Here is a 22,680-nt window from a genome sequence, read left to right as displayed (position 1 = left end):
TGGTCTTTTTTATGGTTGTCACATGCCGAGATAGGCCTTGCGCACGCGGTCGTCGGCGCGCAGCGTGTCGTTGTTGCCTTCGAGCACGACATGGCCGGCTTCGAGGACGTAGCCGTGGTCCGCGGATTCCAGCGCTTCCGCGACGCGCTGCTCGACCAGCAGCATGGTCAGCCCGGACTGGCGGCGAATCTCGATCAGCCGATCGAAGATGAAGTCGGCGGTTGAGGGCGCCAGCCCCATCGAGGGTTCGTCCAGCATCAAGAGTTTCGGCGAGGAGGCGAGGCCGCGGCCGATCGCGAGCATCTGCTGCTGGCCGCCTGACATCGTGCCCGCGAACTGGCTGCGACGCTCCTTCAGCACCGGAAGCCATTCGAAGATGCGCTCGATGTTGCTCTGCCAGTCGCGTCGACCGCTCTCCGTCATCGCACCCATCTCCAGATTCTCCATCACGGTCAGCGAGGGAAAGACCTGGCGGCCCTCGGGGACGTGGGCGATGCCGAGATGGGCGCGCTGCGGCGGCGGCACTGCGAGGAGGTCGACGCCGTCGAAGGTGATGGCCCCGCCGCTCGGCTTGACGATGCCGGAGATGGTCTTGAACAGCGTGGTCTTGCCGGCGCCGTTTGGCCCGACGATGGCGACGAACTGGCCGGCGCCGACATTGATCGAGATGTCGTTCAGCACGGGTTTGGCGGAATAGCCCGCGCTCAATCCCTCAATTCGCAGCATGGCCCACCCATTTCTTGCCGAGATAGGCCTCGATCACCCGGTTGTCGCGCGTCACCACTTCCGGCAGGCCTTCGGTGATGACGGCGCCGTGGTCGAGTACGACGAACCTGTCGACCAGCCGAACCATCGCCTGCATCGTGTGCTCGATGATCGCGATGGTCATGCCGTCGCGCGCGAGCTGCTGGATCACGGCGACGACCTCGTCCGCCTCGCCGTGGCCGAGGCCCGCGAGGGTCTCGTCGAGCAGCAGGATGCGCGGTTGGCCGGCGATAGCGCGGGCAAGCTCCATCAGCCGCAGCTCCTTGGTCGAAAGCTCGCCGGCGACGCGGTCGGCGACGGCAGAGAGCCCGACACGGGCAACTGCATCGGCGGCAAGCTTGCGGGCTTCGTCGTCGGACCGCGCGCGCACATAGGCACCGATCACGACATTGTCGAGGATCGACATGCGCAGGAATGGTCGCATCACCTGGAAGGTGCGGCCGATGCCGGCCTCGCAGATCACGTGCGGCCGTTGGCCGGACATGTTGCGGCCATCGATCAAGACCTCGCCCTCGCTCGGTTTCAGGAAGCCGTTGAGGAGATTGAACAGCGTGGTCTTGCCGGCGCCATTGGGGCCGATGATGCCGAGGATCTCGTTCTGGTGCAGCTTGAAGCTGACATCCTGCACGGCCTTGAGGCCGCCGAAGGACCGCGACAGGTTCTTGACTTCGAGCATGACTTCCCCGGTGGCAGCCCGCTGTCGCGGTGCGGGCTTCAGCGTGGTGACGTTGGCAGCCGATGTTTCGGGCAGGTCGGAGGCAGGCGCCTTAGGCGCGATCCGTTTGCGCAGGAGATCGCGCAGCTTCCAGAACAGGCCTTCCGGGGCCAGCAGGATGACGCAGACGATGGCGAAGCCGAAGATCACGCCCTGGATGCCGGGGAAGCGCGCGCCGGCTTCGGCATGCAGGATCTCGGCGAGCGGGATCAGGATCACCGAGCCAATCACCGGCCCCCAGACTGTGCCGACGCCGCCGAACATCGCGACCGTCAGCGCCTGGGCCGACACCAGCATGCCGAACACCGATTGCGGCGTCACGACCAACAACACCTGCGCGTAAAAGCCGCCGATCGCCGCGGCAATGGCCCCGCTCAGCGTGATCGCGCGCAGCTTCCAGGCGAGCGTATTGATCCCGGCCGCCTCGGCGGCGGCCTCGTTCTGCTTGATTGCGAGCAGTGCCATGCCGAAGCGGGAGCGCTCGATGAATTGCGTCAGCACGATGGTGGCAAGCATGATTGCGAGTCCCAGCAGCGTGTAGATGCGCGGATCGGCGAATTGCATGTAGGCGATCGGCGCGTCGCGCTTGATCGGAAGGGTCACCTCCTGGAAGCCGAGCCACTCGAACACGTAGAGGATGGCAAGCGGGTAGGCGAGCATCGCCAGGGCGAAATAGTGGCCCTGGAGGCGGAAGGTGGGAAATCCGATCAGCAGCCCGGCGATGCCGCCGAGCACGGCGGCGATGGGGATCAGCAGCCAGGGCGATATGTCGAAATAGATCTGGCCAAGCGCGGTGGCATAGGCGCCGATGCCGAAGAAGGCAGCATGGCCGAACGAGATCAGTCCGGTGTAGCCGCTGAGCAGGTTCCAGGACAGGCCGAACACCGCCCACACCGGCACCAGCGTCAGGATCAGCTGGTAATAGGAATTGGTGACGCCGAGCGACAGCGCGGCATAGGCGATGGTGAAGAGCAGGGGAGGAAGAAAGGAGCGTATCCGGAGCATGATCACGTCCTCTCCACCATGCGTCCGAAGAAGCCTTGCGGTCGAAAGAAGATGATGAGGAGGAAGACGGCGAAGATCGCGGCGTTCTGCAGCTGCGTCGGCAGGATCAGCGTCGACATCTGCTGCACGAGCCCGATCGTCATGCCGCCCCAGAACGCGCCGATGATGCTGCCCATGCCGCCGAGCACGACGCCCGCATACATGACGATGACGTATTCGAGGCCGACGAACGGGTGGAACGGATAGTTCGTAGCGAGGAGGCCGCCGGCGATCGCCGTGATGCCGCAGCCGAGCGCGAAGGCGGTTCGGTGCGCGCGGTCGACGTCGATGCCCATATAGGTCGCGGCGGTCGGATTATCCGCGGCGGCGCGAAGCGATTTGCCGATCCGCGTGCGCGTGATCAGCAGCGAAAGCAGGATCATCATGATCAGCGAAACGATCATGTCGATGCTGCGCGCCTTGTTGAGAAAGATGCTCATGTCGAAGAAGGGGCCGAGCTCCCAGGCCGAGCTCGACAGCGGCGTGCGGATCGAGGCCAGCACCGAGCCGAACACGATGAGGCCGCCGTTCTGCAGGATCAGCGCGATCCCGAGCGTGAGGATCAGCTGGGCGTAGTGTCCCTCGCCTTCGAGCGAGGCGGTGCGCGTCCCCGAGACGTGCGAGATCAGTGCCCGGTGGACGAAGTAGCCGAATACGGCAAGCACGGGGCCGGCCAGCAGGATGGAGACGAACGGTCCGACGGCATTGCCGAAGAACGACTGAACGCCGGCGGCGGTGAACAGATAGAAGGCAGTGTACATGCCGAGCATCATGAAATCGCCATGGGCGAAGTTGATGACGCGCATGACGCCGAAGATCAGGCCGAGCCCGACGCACATCAGGCCGTAGACGGCGCCGATCAGAAGGCCCGCGGCGAGCGCTTGCAGAAATCCTTCCATCAGCTTCGCCTCCGCGCGGCTGACGAACCTAAGCGGGTCTCGAAGTCGACCATGTTTCCCCCGTACTCTCCGGCACTTCTTATGATGCCGATCGTAAAACCCGTTCCGCCGTGTCCAGGCGGCATAGTGCTGCGATATCGCCGGCGTTGCCGAGCCGTTCGCAGCTCTCGATGAGTTGCTCCAACTGGCACGTGCGGTCCTCACCGAGGACTCCCTGAGCGGCCGTGCGAAAGCGCGTGCGAATATCTGAAGGCGTTGCGGCGATGACGTCGGGTAGCGCGTGCCGGATCGTCCGGCCGCTCTGCAGATGCACGGTCACATCCGCGCCCTGCTTGTCGGGGAACGCGGTGGTGAAGCCGACATCCGGCTCAAGCTTCGTGATCGCAGCCAGGCGGATGATATCGACATCATCGAGTTCGGCGTAGTTGCCTTCCTCGATCTCGCCTCTCACGAGGGTGGCCGCGACGCTGAAGGGAATGCTCATCTTGGCCTGGAGCGCGTTCCGATACGGGCCGGTGGAGGCGCACCCAGGATAGCGCACGGCGGCATCGGGAGCGCGAACGACGACGCTGTCGATCTCCTCGGTGCCGGCGAGTTCGTGCGAGACGCGAAGGGCCGCTTGCGCGGCGGTCTGCGCGAAATTGCAGGCCGGGACCGGCTTGTTGTAGACCGCCATGATCTCGCATTCGCCATTCGGGAACAGCGCGATGCTGTCGGGCGCGGCCCGGCGACGATAGGCGGCGAACAGGCCCGCTTCGCCTTCGAGGATCGTTTCGGAGCCGAAAGCGCCGGCTGCGGCGAGGCCGATTGCCTTGATCGCATTGCTGGCGGCGAAGCCCGGATGAAAATACATGTCGGAGCCGCCTGCATGCGGCCACTCGTTGAGACCGCTGGACGTGTTGGCTGCGATCGCGATGGCGCTGGTCGCTGCGTCTTCGGACAGGTTGAGCGCGAAACTTCCGGCGAGCGCCGCGCCCAGAGGGGCCACGAGGCCGGTCGGACGATAGAGCCGGGCGAGATCGGAGGTCAGCAACGCGCGGCCGATCCGCGCGCCGGTCTCATAGCCGATTATCGCGGCTGCGAGCAGCCTTGAGCCGTGCAGCTGCGACTGTTCGGACAGCGCGAGCAAGGTCGGCCAGATCACGACGCCATGATGCGCAATGCTGGCGGCATGCATGTCTTCCCGCACGAGTCCGTGCCCCATCACGGCATTGGCGAAGGCGGCATCGGCCGGCGAGGAGAGTCGCGACATTCCGACGATGGTTGCGCTGCCGCCACCCTGTGCGATCGCGATTGCCTGACGACTCCAGGGATGATGACCCGCCTCGAAGGCGCAGGACAGGAAGTCGAGCAGGCAGAGCTTGGCCTTGGCGACCACTTCAGGCCCGAAATCTCCGAGATCAACGGCAAGTGCGCTCCGCGCCATCTGGCGCGCGAGCGATACCTTGCCTGATCCGGTCGGGCCGTTCGTCATCGCAAGTGTTTCTCCCAAAGGCTCTTGCGCTCAGCCGCGCATCTCGACCCCGGCCCACTCCTCGAGCACCTTGGCGATCGAGGTGAAATCGGATGACGGGCCGTATTTGGCGTTGGTGATCGCCAGCATCTGCCGTACCACTGCGCCGCAGACCATCGGCACGCCCATGGCCTCGGCCTCGTCCACGCAGAGACGGACGTCCTTGTAGGAAAGGCCGGTGGCGAATCCGAAATCGAACGTGCCCGGCAGCACCGAACGGGGAAATTTGTCTTCGGAGGCGCTGTTGCGGCCGCTGCTGGCGTTGATGATATCGATCAGCACCTTGGCGTTGACGCCGCCCTTGACGCCCATGGCGACCGCTTCCGACGTGATCACCAGCGCCGCCGCCGCCATCAGATTGTTGGCGAGCTTGGCGGTCTGCGCCACGCCGGGCTTGTCGCCGGTGTAGAACAGCTTGCCGAAATTCTTCAGGATCGGCTGCACGATGTCGTAAGTCGCTTGCGGGCACGATACCATAACGGCGAGCGTGCCGTTCACGGCGCCCTTGATGCCGCCGCTGACGGGCGCATCGACCAGCGTCATGCCTTTGGCTTTCAGCCCTTCCGCAACGAGCTTCGCCGCGCCGGGACCAGAGGTCGAGAGATCAACGACGATCTTGGCGCGGTTGCCGCTGCTGATGCCGTCCTCGCCGAGAGTGACGGCCTTGACGATGTCTGGCGTCGGCAGACTGGCGAGCACGATGTCGGCGCGCGAGGCGACGTCGGCCGGCGACTTGCCGACCAAGGCGCCGCGCTTGACCAGCGGCTGCGTCGCGTCGGTCTGCGTGTCGTAGACGACGAGCGAATAGCCCGCGTCCATCAACCGCCCCGCCATGGGGCCGCCCATGCGGCCCGTTCCGATCACACCGAGCGTCTCTCCCGCCATCGTTAACTCCCTGTCGCGCCATCCCACGCGGGGCGCGCCGTCTTGATCTTGTCGTTGTCAGTTCGCCGGCCGGCCCTGACGACGCCGTCGTTGCGGCGGCGGGTTCCCGTGCCAGCGTGCCGGATTGTTATGATTGTCAGACAAGCTGTCAAGCATAACATTTGGGGTCGACAGTTTGCCGCGGATCGGCATAAGGTCCGAAAAACGAGGAAGACGCCCCGCGTGCCGCAAGACCCAATTCCCAGCGTGAGCAGGACGCTCGCCGATTTCGTCGCGGCGACATCGTGGGCGGACGTGGAGGCGCAGAGCGGCGAGGCGCGACGCTCGATACTGAATTTCTTCGCCACGGCACTCGGCTCCGCACGCGATCCGGTGGTGATGGCGGCGATGCGAACCCTGTCGCCGTTCAGCGGCGCCGCGACCGCGACGGTCATCGGTCATTCGCAGCCGATGGACGCGATGTGCGCATCGTTTCTCAACGCCATCTCGGCCAATCTGCTCGATTTCGATGACACCCATCCCGAGACGATCATTCATCCGGCGGCACCGGTCGCAGCTCCAGTCCTCGCACTCGCGGAGACGCATAAATTGTCTGGACGCGAATTGTTGACGGCGTTCATCCTCGGCGTGGATGTCGAATGTCGCATCGGCAACGCCGTTTCGCCGCGCCATTATGCGCGCGGCTGGCACATCACTTCGACATGCGGGATCTTTGGCGCCGCGGCGGCTTGCGCCAAACTATTGGGCCTGCCGGCGGAGGGTATTGCGAATGCCATCGGGCTCGCGGCGAGCCAGTCGGCAGGCAATGTCGAGAACCTGCCCAGTGCCGCGAAGAATGTCAGCGTCGGTAACGCGGCGCGCAACGGCTTGTTTGCGGCGCTGCTTGCAGAGCAGGGTTATGAGGCGGCCCCCCACGCCATTGAAGGCCCGCTCGGTTGGGCACGCACCATGGGTGACGAGCCGGATATTGCCCGCTTGCTTGATGGTCTCGGCAAGACCTTTGAGATCGCCAAGAACACCTACAAGCCCTATCCCGCCGGCATCGTTTTTCATGCGGTCATTGATGCCTGCCTTCGGTTGCGAGAGCGGATCGGTCGGCGATTCGACCAGATCGACACCGTGACCGTTCAAGGCTCGACGCTGCTGCTTGCGCGCGGCGACCGCCCCGTCAACAACGAGCGCGATGCGCGCGTCAGCATCCATCATTGCGTGGCGTGCGGATTGCTGCTCGGCAGAGCCGGCGTCGCCGAGTTTGCACGCGAGACGGTCGTCCGGCCCGATATTGTGCAGCTGCGGCAGAAGGTGAGGGCGGAGTGGGATGACGGGATGCCGGATGGTGCGGCACGCGTGACCGTGCGCCTGTCGTCCGGCGAGGTTTTCACCGAGACCGTCATCTCGCCGCGCGGCAGCCGGGCAGCGCCGCTTGAAGATCGCGATCTCGAGGCCAAGCTGCGCGAAAGCGTGCGAACGGGCCAGAGCAATTGGGACGCGGACGGTGTCATCGACGCCGTCTGGCGTCTCGATGCGGTGGCTGACGTCGCCGAACTGCTGCGATCGTTGCGGCCGCCCTCGGCGATGCGCCGAACAACTTCCATCTAGACTCTCGCAAGACGTGAAAGGGACGATCATGACCAAGACCGAACTGTTCGAAAAGGGCCTCAAAGTCCGCAAGGAGGTGCTCGGCGAGGACTACGTCAACAAATCGATCGCCGGTGCCGACGAGTTCACGCGCACGATGGCGGAATGGTCCACCGAATTCTGCTGGGGCGCGCTGTGGACGCGACCCGGCGTCGACCGTCGCACGCGCTCGATCGTCAATTTGGCGATGCTCGGCGCACTGAACCGGCCGCACGAGCTGAAGCTGCACGTGAAGGGCGCGTTGAAGAACGGGCTGACCAAGGAGGAGGTCAAGGAGATCCTGCTCCAGGTCGCGGTCTATTGCGGCGTGCCCGCCGGCATCGACGCCTTCCGCAATGCGCGCGAGGCCTTCAACGAGGTCGACGCGGCCGGCTCCTGAGCAAATCCATGGCTGACCCGATCTACGAACTCTTCGCCATCCGCTACGCAACGCGGGATGCGCAGCGGAGCGACCACTTCATCGGCGGTGATCCGCATGACGGACCGATGCCGATGGACTATTTCATGTGGCTGGCGCGGGGAGGTGGGCGCACCTTCGTCATCGATACCGGGTTCAACGCCGAAATTGCGGAGCAGCGCAGGCGGACATTCCTGCGCTGCCCGGTGGAGGCTCTTGGGGCGTTCGATATCGAGCCGGCCGAAATCGAGGACGTGATCCTCACGCATCTGCACTACGACCATGCCGGCAATTTCGACCGCTTTCCGAACGCACGATTTCATCTCCAGGAGCGCGAGCTTGCCTACGCCACCGGCCGCTACATGCAATATCCGAGGTTGTCGCATTCTTTCGAGGTCGAGGACGTCTGCGGCATCGTGCGGCTGAACTATGCGCGCCGAGTCCTGTTCTACGATGGCGATGCTGAGATCGCTCCCGGGCTAACGGTCCATGCGGCGGGCGGACATTCCGCCGGGCTTCAATTCGTCCGGGTCAACACGCGCCGCGGTCCGGTCGTGCTCGCTTCCGACGTCAGTCATTTCTACGAAAACCTGACCAGCGAGCGTCCTTTTACGACGGCGTTTCATGTCGGCGACATGCTGGCGGGGTTCGACAAACTGCGCGCCGCAGCGCCGGATGCGGACCACATCGTTCCAGGTCACGATCCGCTCGTCATGATGCATTATCCAGCGCCGACCCCGGATCTGGACGGGATCGCGGTCCGCTTGGATGTGGCGCCGTCCGGGCCTGCTCACTCCTAGGGCGGCGAGAGGACCACGCACCGCATCCTTGTCGAGCTTCCGCATCTTCAACTCTGGCACGATCTGCGGCCGATCGGAGACGGCTGACTATCCTGCCAGAAAGCCGCCATCGATGGCGACGACGGTGCCGGTCGCGTATTGCGAGGCCGGCATGCAGAGGAACGCAACCGCGCAGCATCTAGATCATGATGCGGTCAGGTTGGAGGCGCCAAGCGGATTGGAACGAAAGGTCTTCGCCAAGCATCGCTACATCGGCTCGATGCCGATCTTCTTGATGATCCCGGCCCACTTCGTGGACTCGGAGCTCATGAAGTCGGTCAGGCCCTTGGAGTCCATCACATCTCGGCTTACCCAAGCGAAAGGTCTGCGCTGTTTGTCGAAATATCCGGTTTGACGTCCGTCAGGCATGGTGACAGGCCATCACTTTCGGTCACAGGCGCAGCCGTGAGAATAGGTCACTTGGGATTGGTGTCTTTGTAGATGATCCCGTCCTTCATGATGACGACAAGCTTATTTGCGGGGTCCTCGATGAGGCGAATGTCTTCCAGCGGATTGCCATCGACGAGCAGGAGATCGGCCAATGCGCCTTCCTCGACCACTCCGATCCTGCCGGGATAAGGATTCCGCGCTCCGGAAAGCGCGAGCAGCTCTCCATTGGTTGAGGTCGCCATCGTCAGCGCTTCCGCCGGCGTGAACCACCGCGTGAGGTCTACGATGCCCTGACCCTGATGCTCGGCCAGTGGCTTCGAGAAGAGGATATCTGTTCCAAAGGCGGTCTTGATCCCAAACTTCTTGACGAACCCGTACACGGTGTCCGTTCCCGCAACAACCTGGCGCATCTGCGCCTGTTGGGCGGGCGGGAGCATGGCTGCGCCGCCGAGGTCTACGAACGGCTGAGTGCTCAGCCAGATTTGCTTCTCGGCGATGAGGCGTGCAGTCGGTTCATCCATGAGATGACCATGCTCGATCACTTTGACGCCCGCGGCGATGGAACGTCGAATTGCGCTCGGTGTATATGCGTGTGTTGCAACATACGTCCCCCAATCGGTGGCGGTTTCGACGGCCGCGCGCAAGTCCGCTTCGCTGAATGTGGTCACATCAAGTGGGCTGAAAGGCGAGGCGACGCCTCCCCCTGCCGTCAGCTTGACCTGGGACGCGCCCTGCATGAGCTGTTCGCGCACGCGCTTGCGGACCTCGTCGGGATCATCCGCGATGATGCTTCCGCCGAGCTGTTCGACGCGGCTTGTTCCGCCCTGACTTTGCGGCAGCTCCCAAAGCTCGCGGAAGTCTCCATGGCCGCCGGTGACCGTGATGACGGCTCCCGATGGATAGATGCGAGGACCCGGGACGAGACCTTCATCGATCGCGCGTTTGAGTGAGAAGGTGGGGCCGCCCATGTCCCTGACTGTCGTGAATCCGCGCATCAGTGTCGCTGTCGCTTCCGCGCTCGCCAGCAGCGTCGTATATCCGAGGTCGCTCGACAGCATCTGCGCGGGTGTCGGACGGACCATCATCGCGTGCCAATGCATGTCGCTGAGCCCGGGCATCAGCACGCGTCCACCGCCTTGTATGACGCGGGCGTCCACGCGACGATCGGTTGGAATGGGAGCGGTCACGATCCGCTCGATGATGTTTCCGCGGATGACGACATTCGATGGGACGGAAAGCGTCTGGCTCTTCCCGTCAAAGATGCGCACGTTCTCGAAGACGGTGACTGCAATCCGCTCTTGCGGCTCTGCCGGCGTGAGAAAGGTGCACGTCGCAACAATGATCGTGGCACACTCGGCTATCCGCATTTGCAGTGTTCCTTCCTAGCATGTCGTATTCTCTCGCCAGCGGCGCGGAGCCCGGCAGAAGTTGTCGCGCCGCACACGAGTTCGTTCCGATTCGCTCGACCGACAACCATCGGGCCGTGACCATTTGGCGAGAGCCATGCATCAGAACATTCGTGGCAAGGTCGGGTCCCTATGCTGCTACATTCGACTTGCGCCAGCTTCCGCTTGATGTGAGCTCCGTTGCACCAAAGGACCCGCATAGAAGTACGTCCCGCGGATTGAGCGGGGTTCCCGAGCCTTCCAGTCCGCCAGCTTAGAGACGCCATCTGTCCCGTACATTAGGGATTCTCTGTACACCGGCGGAGCAGGAATCGGGGTGCCAACTGTGGAAATAGCGCTCTATGAAAGCTCTACCCGGGTAAACTTGGTTCAATTTTCTGCGCAGCTTACTAATAATCTCTCGTAATCCGGCAGCGTATTCCTCAATCATCGAAGTAGCTCATCTAAGCCAGACGACATTCTTTCGTTACGTTCTATGTTTTTGTTAGGATCGGGCATTCTTAGCCGCTTTTGATTGTGCCTTTCGCGCGCTCCCGTATGCGCTGGAAGGTGACGTAGAGCATCGGCACCAGGAAGATCCCGATCGAGCTTGCTGCGAGCATACCAGCGAAGACAGCGGTGCCCACTGCTCTGCGGCTCAGCGCGGCAGCTCCGGTCGCAATGACCAGCGGCAGAAGGCCGAGGATGAACGCAAGTGACGTCATCATGACCGCACGAAAACGCATATGGGCACCCTGAACCGCGGCCTCACAGATCGGAATACCCGCCTCCCGCTGTTCCCTCGCAAACTCGACGATCAGGATGCCGTTCTTGGCGGCAAGAGCGATCAGCACAACGAGGCCGATCTGGCCATAGAGGTCGAGATTGAGGCGCGCAATCATGATGCCGAAATAAGATCCGAGCACACCGACGACCACCGACAGCAGCACCGGGATCGGGATCACCGTGCTCTCGTAAAGTGCGACCAGGAACAGATAGGCGAACATCACGGCCAGCGCGAGCACGATTCCGGTCTGACCTGCCGCTCCCTGCTCCTGAAAGGCGGTGCCGGTCCAGGCGAAGTCGTAGCCGGACGGCAGAACGGCGTCGGAGATCTGCGCCATCGCGGATAGCGCGGTGCCCGAAGAGGTCCCCGGCGCAGGGCTGCCGTTCACCGTCACGGAACGATGATTGTTGTAGCGAGTGATGACCTGCGGCCCGGTTACGACCATGACGTCGGCCAGCGCCCGCATCGGCACCATCTCGCCTTTGTTGTTGCGCACGTAGATCCGCCAGATATCCGAGACGTGGGCGCGATCGGATGCGTCGCCCTGAATGTTGACCTGCCAGGTGCGTCCGAACAGGTTGAAGTTGTTGACGTAGACGCCGCCGAGCGTCGCCTGCAGCGCAATGAAGATGTCATTGACCGCGACGCCCAGCGCTTGGGCCTTTCGCCGGTCGACGTCGAGATAGAGCGACGGATTGGTCGCGGTGAAGGTCGAGAACACCCGCGTGAGCCGCGAATCGGCGTTGGCGGCGCCGATCAGGGCGTTTGTCACGCTCGAAATCGCGGCTGGGCCCTGTCCTTCCAGAGCTTGAAGCTGGTACTCGAATCCGCCGCCGGTGGAGAGGCCGATGATCGGCGGCAGGTTGAACGGCAGCACATTGGCTTGTCGTACCTGGGCACCGGCTGCGAATGTCCTGGAGATTAGCGCCTGCGCCGAGTCTGCGGCCGCTGTCCGGTTGGAAAATGGCTTGAGCCGCGCCACCACCAGTGCGCTGTTCGATTGGGAGACGCCATCGAGCAGTGAAAAGCCGATCACCGCGAGCACGTGATCGACGGCCGGCATCTGTTTCAGGACGTCTTCGATCTGGCGGGTAACCTGGCTGGTGCGTGCGACCGACGCGCCGTCCGGGAGCTGCACCGAGGTGAAGAAGGCGCCCTGGTCCTCCTCCGGCAGGAATCCCGTCGGAGTAATGATCGAGACACCGAAGACGCCGGCGGCGAAGACGGCAACCAGCAGCAGCGAGAGCGCGGCCCGGCGCACGAGGTAGCGGACGCCGTTGCCGTAGCGCTCGCGCAACCAGTCGATGCCGCCGAGTACACGTCCGATGATGCCGCGGGGCCGTCTGCCGTGGCGCATCAGCAGCGCGCACAGTGCAGGGGATAGCGTCAGGGCGTTCAGCGCCGAAATCAACATTGCGGCGCTGATCGTCACGGCGAACTGACGGAACAACGTGCCCGAAATGCCGGGAATGAACGCGATCGGCACGAACACGGAGAGCAGCACCAGAGTGATCGCGATGATCGGCGCGGTGATCTGGGTCATGGCTTTCTTGGTGGCCTCGGCTGGAGCCAGGCTTGGTTCCGCCGCCATGACGCGCTCGACATTCTCCACGACGACGATGGCATCGTCGACGACGATGCCGATGGCGAGGACCATCGCGAGCAGCGATACCGTATTGGCCGAATAGCCGAACGCGAGCAGAACTGCGAACGTGCCGATCAGGCTCACCGGTACTGCGATGGCCAGGATCACCGTCGCACGGAGACTACCGAGGAAGATATAGACGACCAGCATCACGAGGACGAAGGCTTCGGCCAGTGTCCGCAAGACCTCCGCGATCGTGTCCCGAACGAAGCTCGTGGAATCGTATTGGACGAGATAGCTCAGTCCAGGCGGAAATCGCGTTGACAGCCGTTGCATCGTCTCGGCCACCGCTCGCGCCGTGGTCACCGCGTTCGCTCCCGGCGCAAGGTAGACTGCGATCGGAACGGCGGCGCGCCCGTCGATCCGCGCCTCGCTGTCGACGTTTTGCGCACCGATCTCGACGCGCGCGACGTCTTTCACCAGCAGCGAGGATCCGTCGGGATTGGCGCGTAGCACGATGTTGGCGAATTGATCGGCGCTGGCGAGTCGGCCGAGGGTCTGCACGTTGAATTGGAACTGCTGATCGTCGCTGATCGGCCGCGCGCCGATGCGGCCGACGGCAGCTTGGACGCTCTGCGCGCGGATGGCGGCAATCACGTCCGACGGGGTCAAGCTGAGGCTGGTGAGCCGCTGCGAATCGAACCAGATTCGCATCGAATAGTTCATCTTTGCGAACAGGTTCGCTTGGCCGACGCCCGGCGTGCTCGCGATCGCGTCCAGCGCGTTGATGATGGCGTAGTTGGTGATGAAGAGGGGATCCTGCTGGCCGTCGGCGCTGTAGAGCACGAGGAATTGCAGGATCGACGAGGATCGCTTCTGCACCCTCACGCCTTGCTGCTGCACCTCCGTCGGCAACTGCGACAGCGCGCTCTGCACGCGATTATTGACGTTGACCGTGTTGATGTCGGCATTGGTGCCATGCGCGAAAGAAATCGTGAGCGTGTAGCTGCCGTCATTGCCGCTGGTTGATTTCATGTAGAGCGCGCGGTCGACGCCGATCACCTGTGCTTCGAGAGGCTGGGCGACGCTGCTTTCCACGACCTCGGCGGACGCGCCTGGGAAGGTCGCGGAGACGGTCACCTGCGGCGGCACGATATCCGGAAATTGCGCCACGGGAATTTGCGTGAGTGCCAACGCGCCGGCAATGGTGATGAGAAGTGCGATCACTATCGCAAGGCGCGGCCGATCGACGAAGACGCCCGATATCATGGAGTGCGGTCCGCGGCGTGGGGCCGGATCGGAGTGCCGCGGCCGCTCCGCGGTGGCGCCTCGCTCGCTACGCCGTCCATGCTCGACCGCAGGAGTGCGCTTGCTGTATCCGGAGCGACGGTCTGACCCGCGCGAACCCGCTGCAACCCTTCGGCGATCACCTTGTCGCCGGCAGCAAGCCCGCCGATGACGGCGGCAATTGTTGCGGTCGATTGTCCGAGCTGAACGCGCCGCTCCTCTGCCTTATTGTCCTTGCCGACGACGAGAACATAGTCGCCGCGCTGGTCGGACAACACCGCCGCGCGTGGGATCGCAAGTACTTCGATCGGCTGGACGCCTTCGAGCAGAACGGTGACCAACTCGCCGTCGGTCAGCTCGTGCGCGGTCACGCCTGCGGCAGACGGGGCGCGCAAGATCGGGTTGGCAATCTCGCCGCGGACCGTGATCGTGTCGGTGTTCTGGGCGATGCTGTTGTCGACGAAGTTCAGTCTGCCGGACTGACCGTACATACGGCCATCGGGCAGCCGCAATCGGATCGTCACCGCCTCGAGGCCGCCTTGTGGGAGGTACCGCTCGCGCAGCTCGAGCCCCTCTCGCAGCGGCACCGGGAACGTGACGTGCATCGGGTCCTGGCTGACGATCGTGGTCAGCACGCCGGAGGAGGGCCCGACGATGTTGCCTTCCGTTACCGCCGTGCGACCGATCTTGCCGTCGATCGGAGCATTGATGACGGTGTAGTCGAGATTGATTTGGGAGGCCTGGACCTGCGCCTGGGCAGCCTGGACCTGGGCCTGTAAGCTGCGCTGGGTGGCGAGCGCGGCGTCATAGGTCGATTGCTGCCCGGCCGGCCCGCCGAGAAGGGTGTGCGCGCGCTCCGTCGTCAGCCTGGCGTTTTCCAGCATCGCCTCGAGTTGCGCCACCTGCGCCTGCTTGGCTGCGAGATCGGCCTCGAATGGGCCGCGCTCCAGCCGATAGAGCTGGTCGCCCTTGTTGATCTCGGCACCCTCGTTGAACAGCCGCTGCTCCAGAGCGGCGGTGACACGGGCCGTCACGTTGACCCGGTTGACCGCCTCAACTCGGCCGAGGAACTCGTTGCTTTCGGTGATCAGCCGGCGCGTTGCCTCCACAACGCCGACGGCAGGCGTGGAAGGCGTCGGCTGGGTCCGGACAGTCCCGCCGATCGAGACCGTAACCAATCCTGCCGCCAGTCTCGTCGCGACGTCAGCAAGGTTCATGGTCCGCTCCGTGTTCCAGAGCTCCGAACGCCGACGTCACTTCGTTCGGCGTCTGGCGGACTGCATTACTCGCGCTGCGTCCTGTTGCTGCGGGCTGGTTCGTCGTAACCTTTGCGATGGCTGTAGAACATCAGCGCGATCAGGCCGCAGCCTAGGATCAGGATGAGAATCACGGCTCCGGTCAGGATGACGTTTCCATAGAGGGGCATCGGCGTCGATCGCCAGACCGACACGCAAAACCAGCTCGCCCCGACCAGCAGACCGGCCAGCAAGGCGGCGATCGCCCATTGGTTCCTGTCGCGCATCGTTACCTCCATCAGCTCGCAAGGCTTCGGAGACCCGCCTAGACCCAACGCCATCCGCAGCGGCGCCGGCCGCGATGCCACCAGCAGACCCAGCGCCGGTGCCGGCGACGGCGCGGTGGAGGGCCCCAGCCGGGTCGCGGAGGCGGTCCCCACTGCGTCTTGATCAGTTCTGATGACGTGGTGGCGCGTCGCGGATCTGGATCGATCGGCAGCGCTTCGGCAACGTCGATCAAGCGAACGCCGGTGGCGCCGAGCGCGGCAGCGGCAAGGGCGCTCGTTGCAAAGCCTAGGAAGGCTCGGCGGCTGGAACCAACCATGTGTCGTCCTCCTCTGTCACGCAGTCGATCGCAGCGATTGCAGGGCGTAGAGCAGCCATGCGAGGCCATGTGAGATCAGGTCGACGCCGAGCAGGAAGCCGAGCGCCCAGACGCTAATATCCGGGAAGCCAAACAGGATGAGCACGCCGGCGGCCATGGCGAAGACGCCAGAGATCAGCATCATCCAGCCGTTCTGTCGCCAATAGGCGAAACTCAGCACGCATCGAACGACGCCGGATGCGAATAGCAGCGCGCCGAGGAAATAGGTCAGGATCAGTGCACCCGACACCGGCTGGGTGAGAAGGATCAGGCCGAATGCGAGGTAGAGCGCACCGAGAATGATCCGCCACAGGAAACTGCCCCAACCCTTTGTCCAGAACGCATGCGCGATCTCGAAGGCGCCGGCAGCGATTGCGGTGAGCCCAATGAACTTGACACTGATGATCGTGGCGAAGGCGAGATCGCCGAGGGCGAGGAGGCCGGCGGCGATCAGGACAATTCCGAGGAGAGCGCAAGCCCATAGCGGTGGGGCACCCAGCGTGTTGAGATCGTCGCGGCTGTCGTAGACGGTCATGCGAACCTCCTGGGTGCTTACGCTCCGATCGACACGCCTTCGATCCTAGACTTGAACCAGCAGGTCCAACATCGGACGAAACCCGGAGTTGAGGGGCGGGAATATTCTCATTCCAACTTGTTGCGACCTTTCCTGAGCGGACACGGCTCATCGCGGTCCGCGCGGGCCCAGTGTCAGATGGGTCACGCCGGCCGCGAGATTGAGCCCGATCGAGCGTTCGATCGAGATCGGCTGGAGCATGATGCTCCTGCGCGAGCCGCCAATCAGGACGTTGGCGCCGAGGCCGGGGCCTAGAGCGAAATTGCCACTCGCGCCCACATAGCTGCCGCGCAAAGTGCCGGCACCAATCCGCGAAGTCCTGGCGAACACGGCCCAGGACAGCGTGCCGGCGCTGGTCACGCCGAGATCAAGGCCGAGGCGTCTGATCCGTCCCTCGTAGATGTAGCGGCGGGCAGGGCGCACCCCATCGAACACGCAGCGCAGCGACTGCGTCGATCCGAGCACCAGTCCAACGCGTGGCTCCGAGAAGCATAGCAGCCTGCCTATTCTGAATCTCTCGGCTCCTGCGGGCGAGGGAATCGTCAACAGCACCGCCACTGCGCCGACGGCCGCGAGATATGGCAATTGTCGCATTCAAGCCTCCGCGTGGTGCTTTGTTTCGGTCGGCGCCCGCGGCGGGCCGCCGTCCCGGCGCAGCCAGAACGAAATGGCCAGCCCGATCAGCAGCACGGCGCCGAGCAGGAAGAAGAAGATGGATTGCTTCAGCCACGAGATCGCCGGGACGGCTGCGCCCATTGCAAGGCCGAGAAAAGCGATCTGCAATGACAACAGGCTGATGCCTGCGAGGAATGTGCCGAGCGCGAGCAGCGTCAGCAGGACGAGACCGGTTGCCGGCGTCGGGAGCAGTTGCTGAACGCCGGAGACCAGGATGATGTTCATCGTGATCAGGACGGCGATCCAGTGCAGCGCCTGGGTCCAGATCAGACGAATCTGGCCCTCCCTGCCTTCGATCTCCGGCCATTTGGTGATGACGCAGACCACCCCGATCGCCAGCGCTAGGAATTCCCAATAGCCGATCAGCGGCTGGTGCGAGACGTTGGTATAGGCAACTCCTGCGATGGCGAGCAGCAGCGCGACGGCGTACGGAAGCTGCTGCCAGACAAGACGCCCCATTCCCGAGCGAGCCTGTTGAGGCACGTGGTCTTCACGCTGCTGTGCATCCGTTTCGCTCATGGCTGCTCACCCAGGATTGGGGGATCGGTCGTTGCCGGTTCGATCCTGTCTCCGAGATAATCCTCGACATACAACCTGATGATCGCCACCCGTCCGACCGCGACGAGCGGCATCGCGAGCGCAATGCCCATGACGCCGAACAAGGCGCCCAGCAGGACGATGGCGACCAGGGTCCAGGCTGGCGGGGTCTCGACCGCATGCCGCTGAATCAGCGGGCCGATGACGTAACCTTCGATCGACTGGATGATGGTGTAGACCGCGACCGCCCAGATCAGCGGCGAGGCTCCGAGCGGCATCGCAACGAGCGCGATCGGGATCGCGGCGACGATTGGCCCAAGATAGGGGATGAAGTTCGACAATCCTGCCTGCAATCCGAGAACGAATGGGCCAGGCAGGCCGATGAGATAAAGGGCAAGCCAGACGAAGAGCGTCATCAGGATGATGCGGATCAACTGGCCGACGAACCACAGTCGCATCACGGTGCCCATCTCGTCCATCACCTCGCGCGCGCGGGCCCGGTAAGATTGCCTGACCAGCACGACCACGCTGTCGCGGTAGCTGATGGGATCGAAGGCGAAGAGAATGCCGAGGAACAAGATCACGAGCACGGCGGTCAAAAGGCTCGAGGCGCCGCCGAGCAGGAATTGCGCATGGCTGAGGAACCGACCCTGGTCGGCGAACAGCCACTGCGCGAAGTCACGCCCCCATTCCGGGCCGAGCAGATCCACGCCATAAGACAACAAATGCTCTTGCAGGATGTCGACCTGGGCATCCATGACTTTCAGCAGCACACGCGTCTGCTCCGGCAGCTTACCGGTCCCCCAGGCCAGCCCGAAGCCTGCCAGCGCCGACAGCAGCAGGAGAACGAGCGTCAGACGCCAGAGGCGGCTGAGAGGAAGAACCGGCGCCAGAGCCCGGGCTGCGGCATCGAGAAAGGCTGCGAAAAGCACGCCTGCGAACACGATCAAGAGACTCGACACCGTTTGCCAGACCAGGAAGAGGGCCACGGCCACGACGAGCACGGTGAGGCCGATCGCAAGCAGGCTCGGTCGTCCGGGTTGGACCGACTCGTCGATCGGGCTCTCATTCCGAACGAGGCCGCGGACCCGCTCGGATCCGACCCTGGCGTCGCTCATCGATCGGTCCGCCGTCATGTGGTCACGCCTCACGAGCGAACGCGGCGGCTGCCAAAATGCGGATGCTTGCCGCCGCGATGACGCCAATAGCGATGCTTGAATGGATTCGTGTTGGTGTTGATGTTGGGCCTCGCATCGCCCGGGGCGGTCGTGCCGGTTTGCTTCGGCGCGGCCACGGTATCGTCCTTCGGCTGAGCCGGGGAAATGCTTGACAGCAGAGTGGCGGCTACGACTGCGGTGAGGAACAGGGTACGATAGTTGATCCACATCTTCATCCTCGCCTCCATGCGGTCAGCGACATCGGTCAGATCGCGATGGCTCCGACAGCCAGGCCGTAGATTCCGATTCCTGCGGCGATGGCCACGGCGCCGAACAGGAGGGACTCGGCCGGCTTGAAAAGCCGTTCCTTGCGTTCGCGCCTGGCGATCAGGAACAGCAGCGTTCCCGGTGCATAGAGGATCGCGGACAGCAGGAGAAATTTCGTCCCGCCGGCGTAGATCATGCCCGCCGCGTAGAGCGTCGCGACGGCCGCGAAGATCCCTTCGCGGGTACGGGCGCGCTCGCCGGAAGCATAGGCCTCACCGGTCCATGCGAGCCTCAGGCCGTAGGCCGCCACGAGAAGATAGGGGACCAGCGTCATTGCGCTCGTCATCTTCAGGGCGAGCGTGAAGGCATATTCGGCGAACCAGCTCACAAGGAGAAACGTCTGGATCACGCAATTCGTGAGCCAAAGCGCACCGACAGGAACCTTGTGAACGTTCTCGCGCGCCAGAAAGGCCGGCATCGTGCGCTGAATGGCCGCTGAGTGCAGGATCTCGGCCGCAAGGAGGGACCATGACAGGTAATTGCCGAGGATCGAGATCAGCAATGCGATACTGATGAACACACCGCCCCAGCGGCCGACCATGGCCTCCATCACGCCTGCCATCGATGGTGTCGGCAGGTCCGCGAGCCCGCTCCGCGGCAGGATGCCGTAGGACAGGAGTGTCACGAGCACGAGAAGGCAGAGAACGGTCAGAAAGCCGGTGACCGTCGCGATACCGATGTCGTCGCGCCTTCGTGCGTAACGCGAATACACGCTCGCGCCCTCGATGCCGACGAAGACGAACACCGTGAGCAGCATCGTGCTGCGGACCTGGCTCAACACCTGCCCGGCGTCGGGCTCGGTTGTTCCCCAGAAATTGTCGGAGAAAAGCCCGCGGTTCAGGGCGGCCGCAGCCACCACGATGAACAGCACGATGGGGATGATCTTCGCGAAAGTTGTGACCGTGTTGAGCGCGGCAGCCCCCTTGATGCCGCGCAGCACCAGAATATGGACGCTCCACAGCAGCACGGAGGCCGAAGCGATGGCTACCGGCGTGGTGCCGTCGCCGAACACGGGGAAGAATTGGCCGAGCGTGGCCTTGATCAGGATGAGGCAGGCGACGTCGGCTAGACAACAGCCGATCCAGTAGCCGGCGGCGGACGCAAAGCCGATGTAGTCACCGAAACCGGCTTTGGCATAGGCGTAGATGCCCGCATCGAGCTCCGGCTTGCGCCGGGATAGCGATTGGAACACGAAGGCCAGAGTCAACATGCCGGTGCCAGCAATCATCCAGGCAATGATCGCTCCCAAAGCGCCGGTGGTGCGCCCGAACTGAGCCGGCAATGCGAAGATGCCGGAGCCGACCATCGACCCGATCACCAGGGCGATCAGCGCATTGCGCGAAAGCTTCTGATCGGCCTCGCTTGTCGAAGCAGCCATGATGGATGCCTTCCGATCCGAGGCGGCTGCATTCGCGGCCTCCCTCCCGGAACCTTAGAGCCGCCTCCCGCGTGCGCACATCAGGGATTGTCTGTAGGAAGAGAGGCAGGAAATCGGTGGCCGCCGATTCAGATATCGCCACGGGAAGCGGTGGTGTCGTCCCCGCCCTTGTGCCAGGACGTCGGCAACGTATCCCGCGCGACCAGCACGACGCTGCCACGGAAGAACTCGCCGGACTTGGCGAGTTCGGCGGCCAGGCGTCTGGCATGTAGGACGGCCGCATCCTGCTCGCTAAGATCGCATCCGATCGTGTCGGGCGAGACGCCGTAGCGATCGGTGATATGGAAGAAGAAGCGCATGCCTCCGGTTAGGTCATTGCGCCTCCGGTCTCCAGTGACAAAAGCGCAAGGTGCCTCAGTCAAAAGTCTTACGACCCCGAAGCAGGTTCCAGTCTTACGGATCGGCAATCAGCGCCATGCCGTCCCCATTCGGGCAAGAGTGGTTTTCACCTGATGTCTTCGGGTGATTGTCCGATGTTGTTCCGTCGAAGCAGAGCCTAGCGTGGTCGCAATTCAGGGGGCTGCACAGGAGGATGCGATGTCGAATCTCGATCAGAACTTGGCGGCGACAGACGTCGTCGGCGGCCGGATCACCGTGGATGCCGGACTGCGCCAGTACATGTTGCGGATCTATGGCTATATGGCCGCGGGTGTCGCCCTGACCGCCGTCGCCGCCGGCCTGACCTATCAGGTCACCGGCCCCGCGCTGCTGCAGAGCCCGCTGATGTGGGTTTTCATCCTGGCGCCGCTTGGGTTGGTGTTCTTCCTCAGCTCGCGCATCGAGACATTGTCGGTGCCAACCGCGCGCCTGCTGTTCTTCCTCTATGCTGCCCTGGTCGGTATCTCGCTCTCGATCCTACTACACATCTACACCAGTTCGTCGATAACCCGCGTCTTCGTGATCGCTGCTGCAATGTTCGGCGGGCTCAGCATCTTCGGCTACACGACCCGGCGCGACCTTTCGGGACTGGGTACCTTCCTGTTCATGGGGCTGATTGGGATCATCTTCGCGAGCGTCGTCAACCTGTTCCTGTGGTCGACTGCGCTCGACTGGCTGATCTCGATCGTAGGAGTCGGCGTGTTTGCCGGCTTGACGGCCTATGATACGCAGCGGATCAAGGCGATGTACGACAGCGCGGATGACCAAACCGCTTCGGGGCGAAAGTCGGTCCTTGCCGCGCTGTCGCTCTATCTCAATTTCCTCAACCTGTTCCTGATGCTGCTGCGTCTTGCGGGCGGCCGCCGTTGAGAAGGGAAGGGCGGCGGCTCAGGCCGCCGGCCGCTCCACCGTGCTGGCGAGGGCATCGCGCAACGCCTTTTCCTTCGTCTCGTCGAGGGAGGTCTTGAGTACGACGCCGCCCGCGTCCTTGATCTCCTTAATCACCTTGTCGGCGGTCATGTGCTTGATCAGGACGAACAGGGCGGCGTTGCCGGGCTGAAGGCTGGCGGAGAGACCCTTCATAAAGGCATCGTCGATGCCGACGTCCGAAAGAGCGCCGCCGAGCGCACCCGACGCTGCGCCTACGGCAACTCCGAGGATCGGATTGAGAAAGAGGACACCGATTAAAAGGCCCCAGAAGCTTCCCGTCACCGCGCCCATGGCGGTCGTGTTGACGAGTTGGTTGAGCTTGATGCTGCCCTGGTCCGTCTTTACGGCGATCACGGCGTCACTGATCGTGATCAGATACTCCTTCTGCAGCTTGAGCAATCGCTGACGCACTTCCTCGGCCTTCGCCTCGGACGGATATACGATGGCGACCAGATCTGACATGAAGACCTCCCGTTGGAGCATGCAAGCGGACCCGAGGAAGCTACCGCGCGAGAGCTGCCTCAGGGGATCGGAGAAAACCCTCGGTCCCGGTGGGGAATGTTCCGAATGAGATTGGACGCTGTAGACTGTGTCCCGAAGGGGCGGCGCAAAGTGAAGTTGCTGGCGCCGCCCGATCGATGCTACCTCGGCGATCAA

At 63.5% G+C, this 22,680-nt stretch carries 22 protein-coding genes; 4 read left to right on the top strand and 18 right to left on the bottom strand.

Translation table 11 applies throughout. The features are described from left to right. Positions 1–18 precede the first annotated feature (18 nt). The 5 genes from I6F36_RS29380 to I6F36_RS29360 form a co-directional block, all read right to left on the bottom strand. Positions 19–726: an ABC transporter ATP-binding protein gene (locus I6F36_RS29380; protein WP_036011537.1), complete on the bottom strand. Its 708-nt coding sequence runs from the start codon at positions 724–726 to the stop codon at positions 19–21. Beyond that, positions 713–2,485 (bottom strand): ATP-binding cassette domain-containing protein, encoded by a 1,773-nt coding sequence (locus tag I6F36_RS29375; RefSeq protein WP_225172687.1) that lies wholly within the window; start codon positions 2,483–2,485, stop codon positions 713–715. Before I6F36_RS29375 ends, I6F36_RS29380 begins: the two co-directional genes overlap by 14 nt. 2 nt (positions 2,486–2,487) lie before the next feature. After that, positions 2,488–3,423 carry a branched-chain amino acid ABC transporter permease gene (locus I6F36_RS29370; protein WP_036011532.1) on the bottom strand — a complete coding sequence of 312 codons (936 nt, stop codon included), beginning with the start codon at positions 3,421–3,423 and terminating at the stop codon, positions 2,488–2,490. 79 nt (positions 3,424–3,502) lie between these two features. Then, positions 3,503–4,897 (bottom strand): MmgE/PrpD family protein, encoded by a 1,395-nt coding sequence (locus tag I6F36_RS29365; protein WP_225172686.1) that lies wholly within the window; start codon positions 4,895–4,897, stop codon positions 3,503–3,505. Between the two features lie 30 nt (positions 4,898–4,927). Next, positions 4,928–5,821 carry an NAD(P)-dependent oxidoreductase gene (locus I6F36_RS29360; RefSeq protein ID WP_225147727.1) on the bottom strand — a complete coding sequence of 298 codons (894 nt, stop codon included), beginning with the start codon at positions 5,819–5,821 and terminating at the stop codon, positions 4,928–4,930. A gap of 222 nt (positions 5,822–6,043) precedes the next feature. Between I6F36_RS29360 and I6F36_RS29355 the strand changes: the two genes are divergently transcribed. The 3 genes from I6F36_RS29355 to I6F36_RS29345 are packed head-to-tail and all read left to right on the top strand — an operon-like array spanning position 6,044 to position 8,656. Further along, a complete protein-coding gene (locus I6F36_RS29355) occupies positions 6,044–7,420 on the top strand; it encodes an MmgE/PrpD family protein (protein ID WP_225172726.1) in 1,377 nt (458 codons plus the stop codon). A 28-nt stretch (positions 7,421–7,448) separates the two neighbouring features. After that, positions 7,449–7,838 (top strand): carboxymuconolactone decarboxylase family protein, encoded by a 390-nt coding sequence (locus I6F36_RS29350; protein WP_225172685.1) that lies wholly within the window; start codon positions 7,449–7,451, stop codon positions 7,836–7,838. Positions 7,839–7,846: 8 nt separating this feature from the next. Further along, positions 7,847–8,656, top strand: a complete 810-nt coding sequence (locus I6F36_RS29345; protein WP_225112288.1) for an N-acyl homoserine lactonase family protein — start codon at positions 7,847–7,849, stop codon at positions 8,654–8,656. Between the two features lie 455 nt (positions 8,657–9,111). Here the strand turns inward: I6F36_RS29345 and I6F36_RS29340 are convergent, their stop codons facing one another. From I6F36_RS29340 to I6F36_RS29285, 12 genes are all read right to left on the bottom strand, one after another. Then, on the bottom strand, positions 9,112–10,452 hold the full coding sequence (locus tag I6F36_RS29340) for an amidohydrolase family protein (protein WP_109145134.1): 1,341 nt from the start codon (positions 10,450–10,452) through the stop codon (positions 9,112–9,114). Positions 10,453–10,991: 539 nt separating this feature from the next. Then, positions 10,992–14,111 carry an efflux RND transporter permease subunit gene (locus I6F36_RS29335; RefSeq protein ID WP_225172684.1) on the bottom strand — a complete coding sequence of 1,040 codons (3,120 nt, stop codon included), beginning with the start codon at positions 14,109–14,111 and terminating at the stop codon, positions 10,992–10,994. After that, positions 14,108–15,346 carry an efflux RND transporter periplasmic adaptor subunit gene (locus tag I6F36_RS29330; RefSeq protein ID WP_225172683.1) on the bottom strand — a complete coding sequence of 413 codons (1,239 nt, stop codon included), beginning with the start codon at positions 15,344–15,346 and terminating at the stop codon, positions 14,108–14,110. The genes I6F36_RS29335 and I6F36_RS29330 overlap by 4 nt, the downstream gene beginning before the upstream one ends. A 65-nt stretch (positions 15,347–15,411) precedes the next feature. Beyond that, positions 15,412–15,651 carry a hypothetical protein gene (locus I6F36_RS29325; protein WP_063822473.1) on the bottom strand — a complete coding sequence of 80 codons (240 nt, stop codon included), beginning with the start codon at positions 15,649–15,651 and terminating at the stop codon, positions 15,412–15,414. A 38-nt stretch (positions 15,652–15,689) separates the two neighbouring features. Beyond that, positions 15,690–15,968, bottom strand: coding sequence for a twin-arginine translocation signal domain-containing protein (locus I6F36_RS40050; RefSeq protein WP_157784060.1), 279 nt, complete (start codon positions 15,966–15,968; stop codon positions 15,690–15,692). A 16-nt stretch (positions 15,969–15,984) separates the two neighbouring features. Next, positions 15,985–16,542, bottom strand: coding sequence for an HdeD family acid-resistance protein (locus tag I6F36_RS29315; RefSeq protein ID WP_036026649.1), 558 nt, complete (start codon positions 16,540–16,542; stop codon positions 15,985–15,987). 147 nt (positions 16,543–16,689) lie between these two features. Beyond that, a complete protein-coding gene (locus tag I6F36_RS29310; protein ID WP_128262852.1) occupies positions 16,690–17,175 on the bottom strand; it encodes a DUF992 domain-containing protein in 486 nt (161 codons plus the stop codon). Continuing rightward, complete coding sequence (locus I6F36_RS29305; RefSeq protein WP_036026646.1) at positions 17,176–17,775, bottom strand: hypothetical protein; 600 nt, start codon at positions 17,773–17,775, stop codon at positions 17,176–17,178. Next, complete coding sequence (locus I6F36_RS29300; protein WP_225157906.1) at positions 17,772–18,911, bottom strand: AI-2E family transporter; 1,140 nt, start codon at positions 18,909–18,911, stop codon at positions 17,772–17,774. Before I6F36_RS29300 ends, I6F36_RS29305 begins: the two co-directional genes overlap by 4 nt. A 29-nt stretch (positions 18,912–18,940) precedes the next feature. Beyond that, on the bottom strand, positions 18,941–19,186 hold the full coding sequence (locus tag I6F36_RS29295; RefSeq protein ID WP_225172682.1) for a hypothetical protein: 246 nt from the start codon (positions 19,184–19,186) through the stop codon (positions 18,941–18,943). Positions 19,187–19,215: 29 nt separating this feature from the next. Next, positions 19,216–20,655, bottom strand: coding sequence for a basic amino acid/polyamine antiporter (locus I6F36_RS29290; RefSeq protein WP_225172681.1), 1,440 nt, complete (start codon positions 20,653–20,655; stop codon positions 19,216–19,218). Positions 20,656–20,783: 128 nt separating this feature from the next. After that, on the bottom strand, positions 20,784–21,014 hold the full coding sequence (locus I6F36_RS29285; RefSeq protein ID WP_225112296.1) for a hypothetical protein: 231 nt from the start codon (positions 21,012–21,014) through the stop codon (positions 20,784–20,786). A gap of 238 nt (positions 21,015–21,252) precedes the next feature. Between I6F36_RS29285 and I6F36_RS29280 the strand changes: the two genes are divergently transcribed. Next, positions 21,253–21,963, top strand: a complete 711-nt coding sequence (locus tag I6F36_RS29280; RefSeq protein WP_225128689.1) for a Bax inhibitor-1/YccA family protein — start codon at positions 21,253–21,255, stop codon at positions 21,961–21,963. Positions 21,964–21,981: 18 nt separating this feature from the next. Here I6F36_RS29280 and I6F36_RS29275 read toward each other — a convergent pair whose 3' ends face one another. Beyond that, positions 21,982–22,485, bottom strand: coding sequence for a DUF1269 domain-containing protein (locus I6F36_RS29275; protein ID WP_225112298.1), 504 nt, complete (start codon positions 22,483–22,485; stop codon positions 21,982–21,984). Positions 22,486–22,680 lie beyond the last annotated feature (195 nt).

Source organism: Bradyrhizobium sp. BRP19, assembly GCF_020194195.1.
GTDB lineage: Bacteria > Pseudomonadota > Alphaproteobacteria > Rhizobiales > Xanthobacteraceae > Bradyrhizobium > Bradyrhizobium yuanmingense.
The sequence above is the reverse complement of the archived record's forward strand: the minus strand, read 5'-3'. Positions and strand labels throughout refer to the sequence as shown.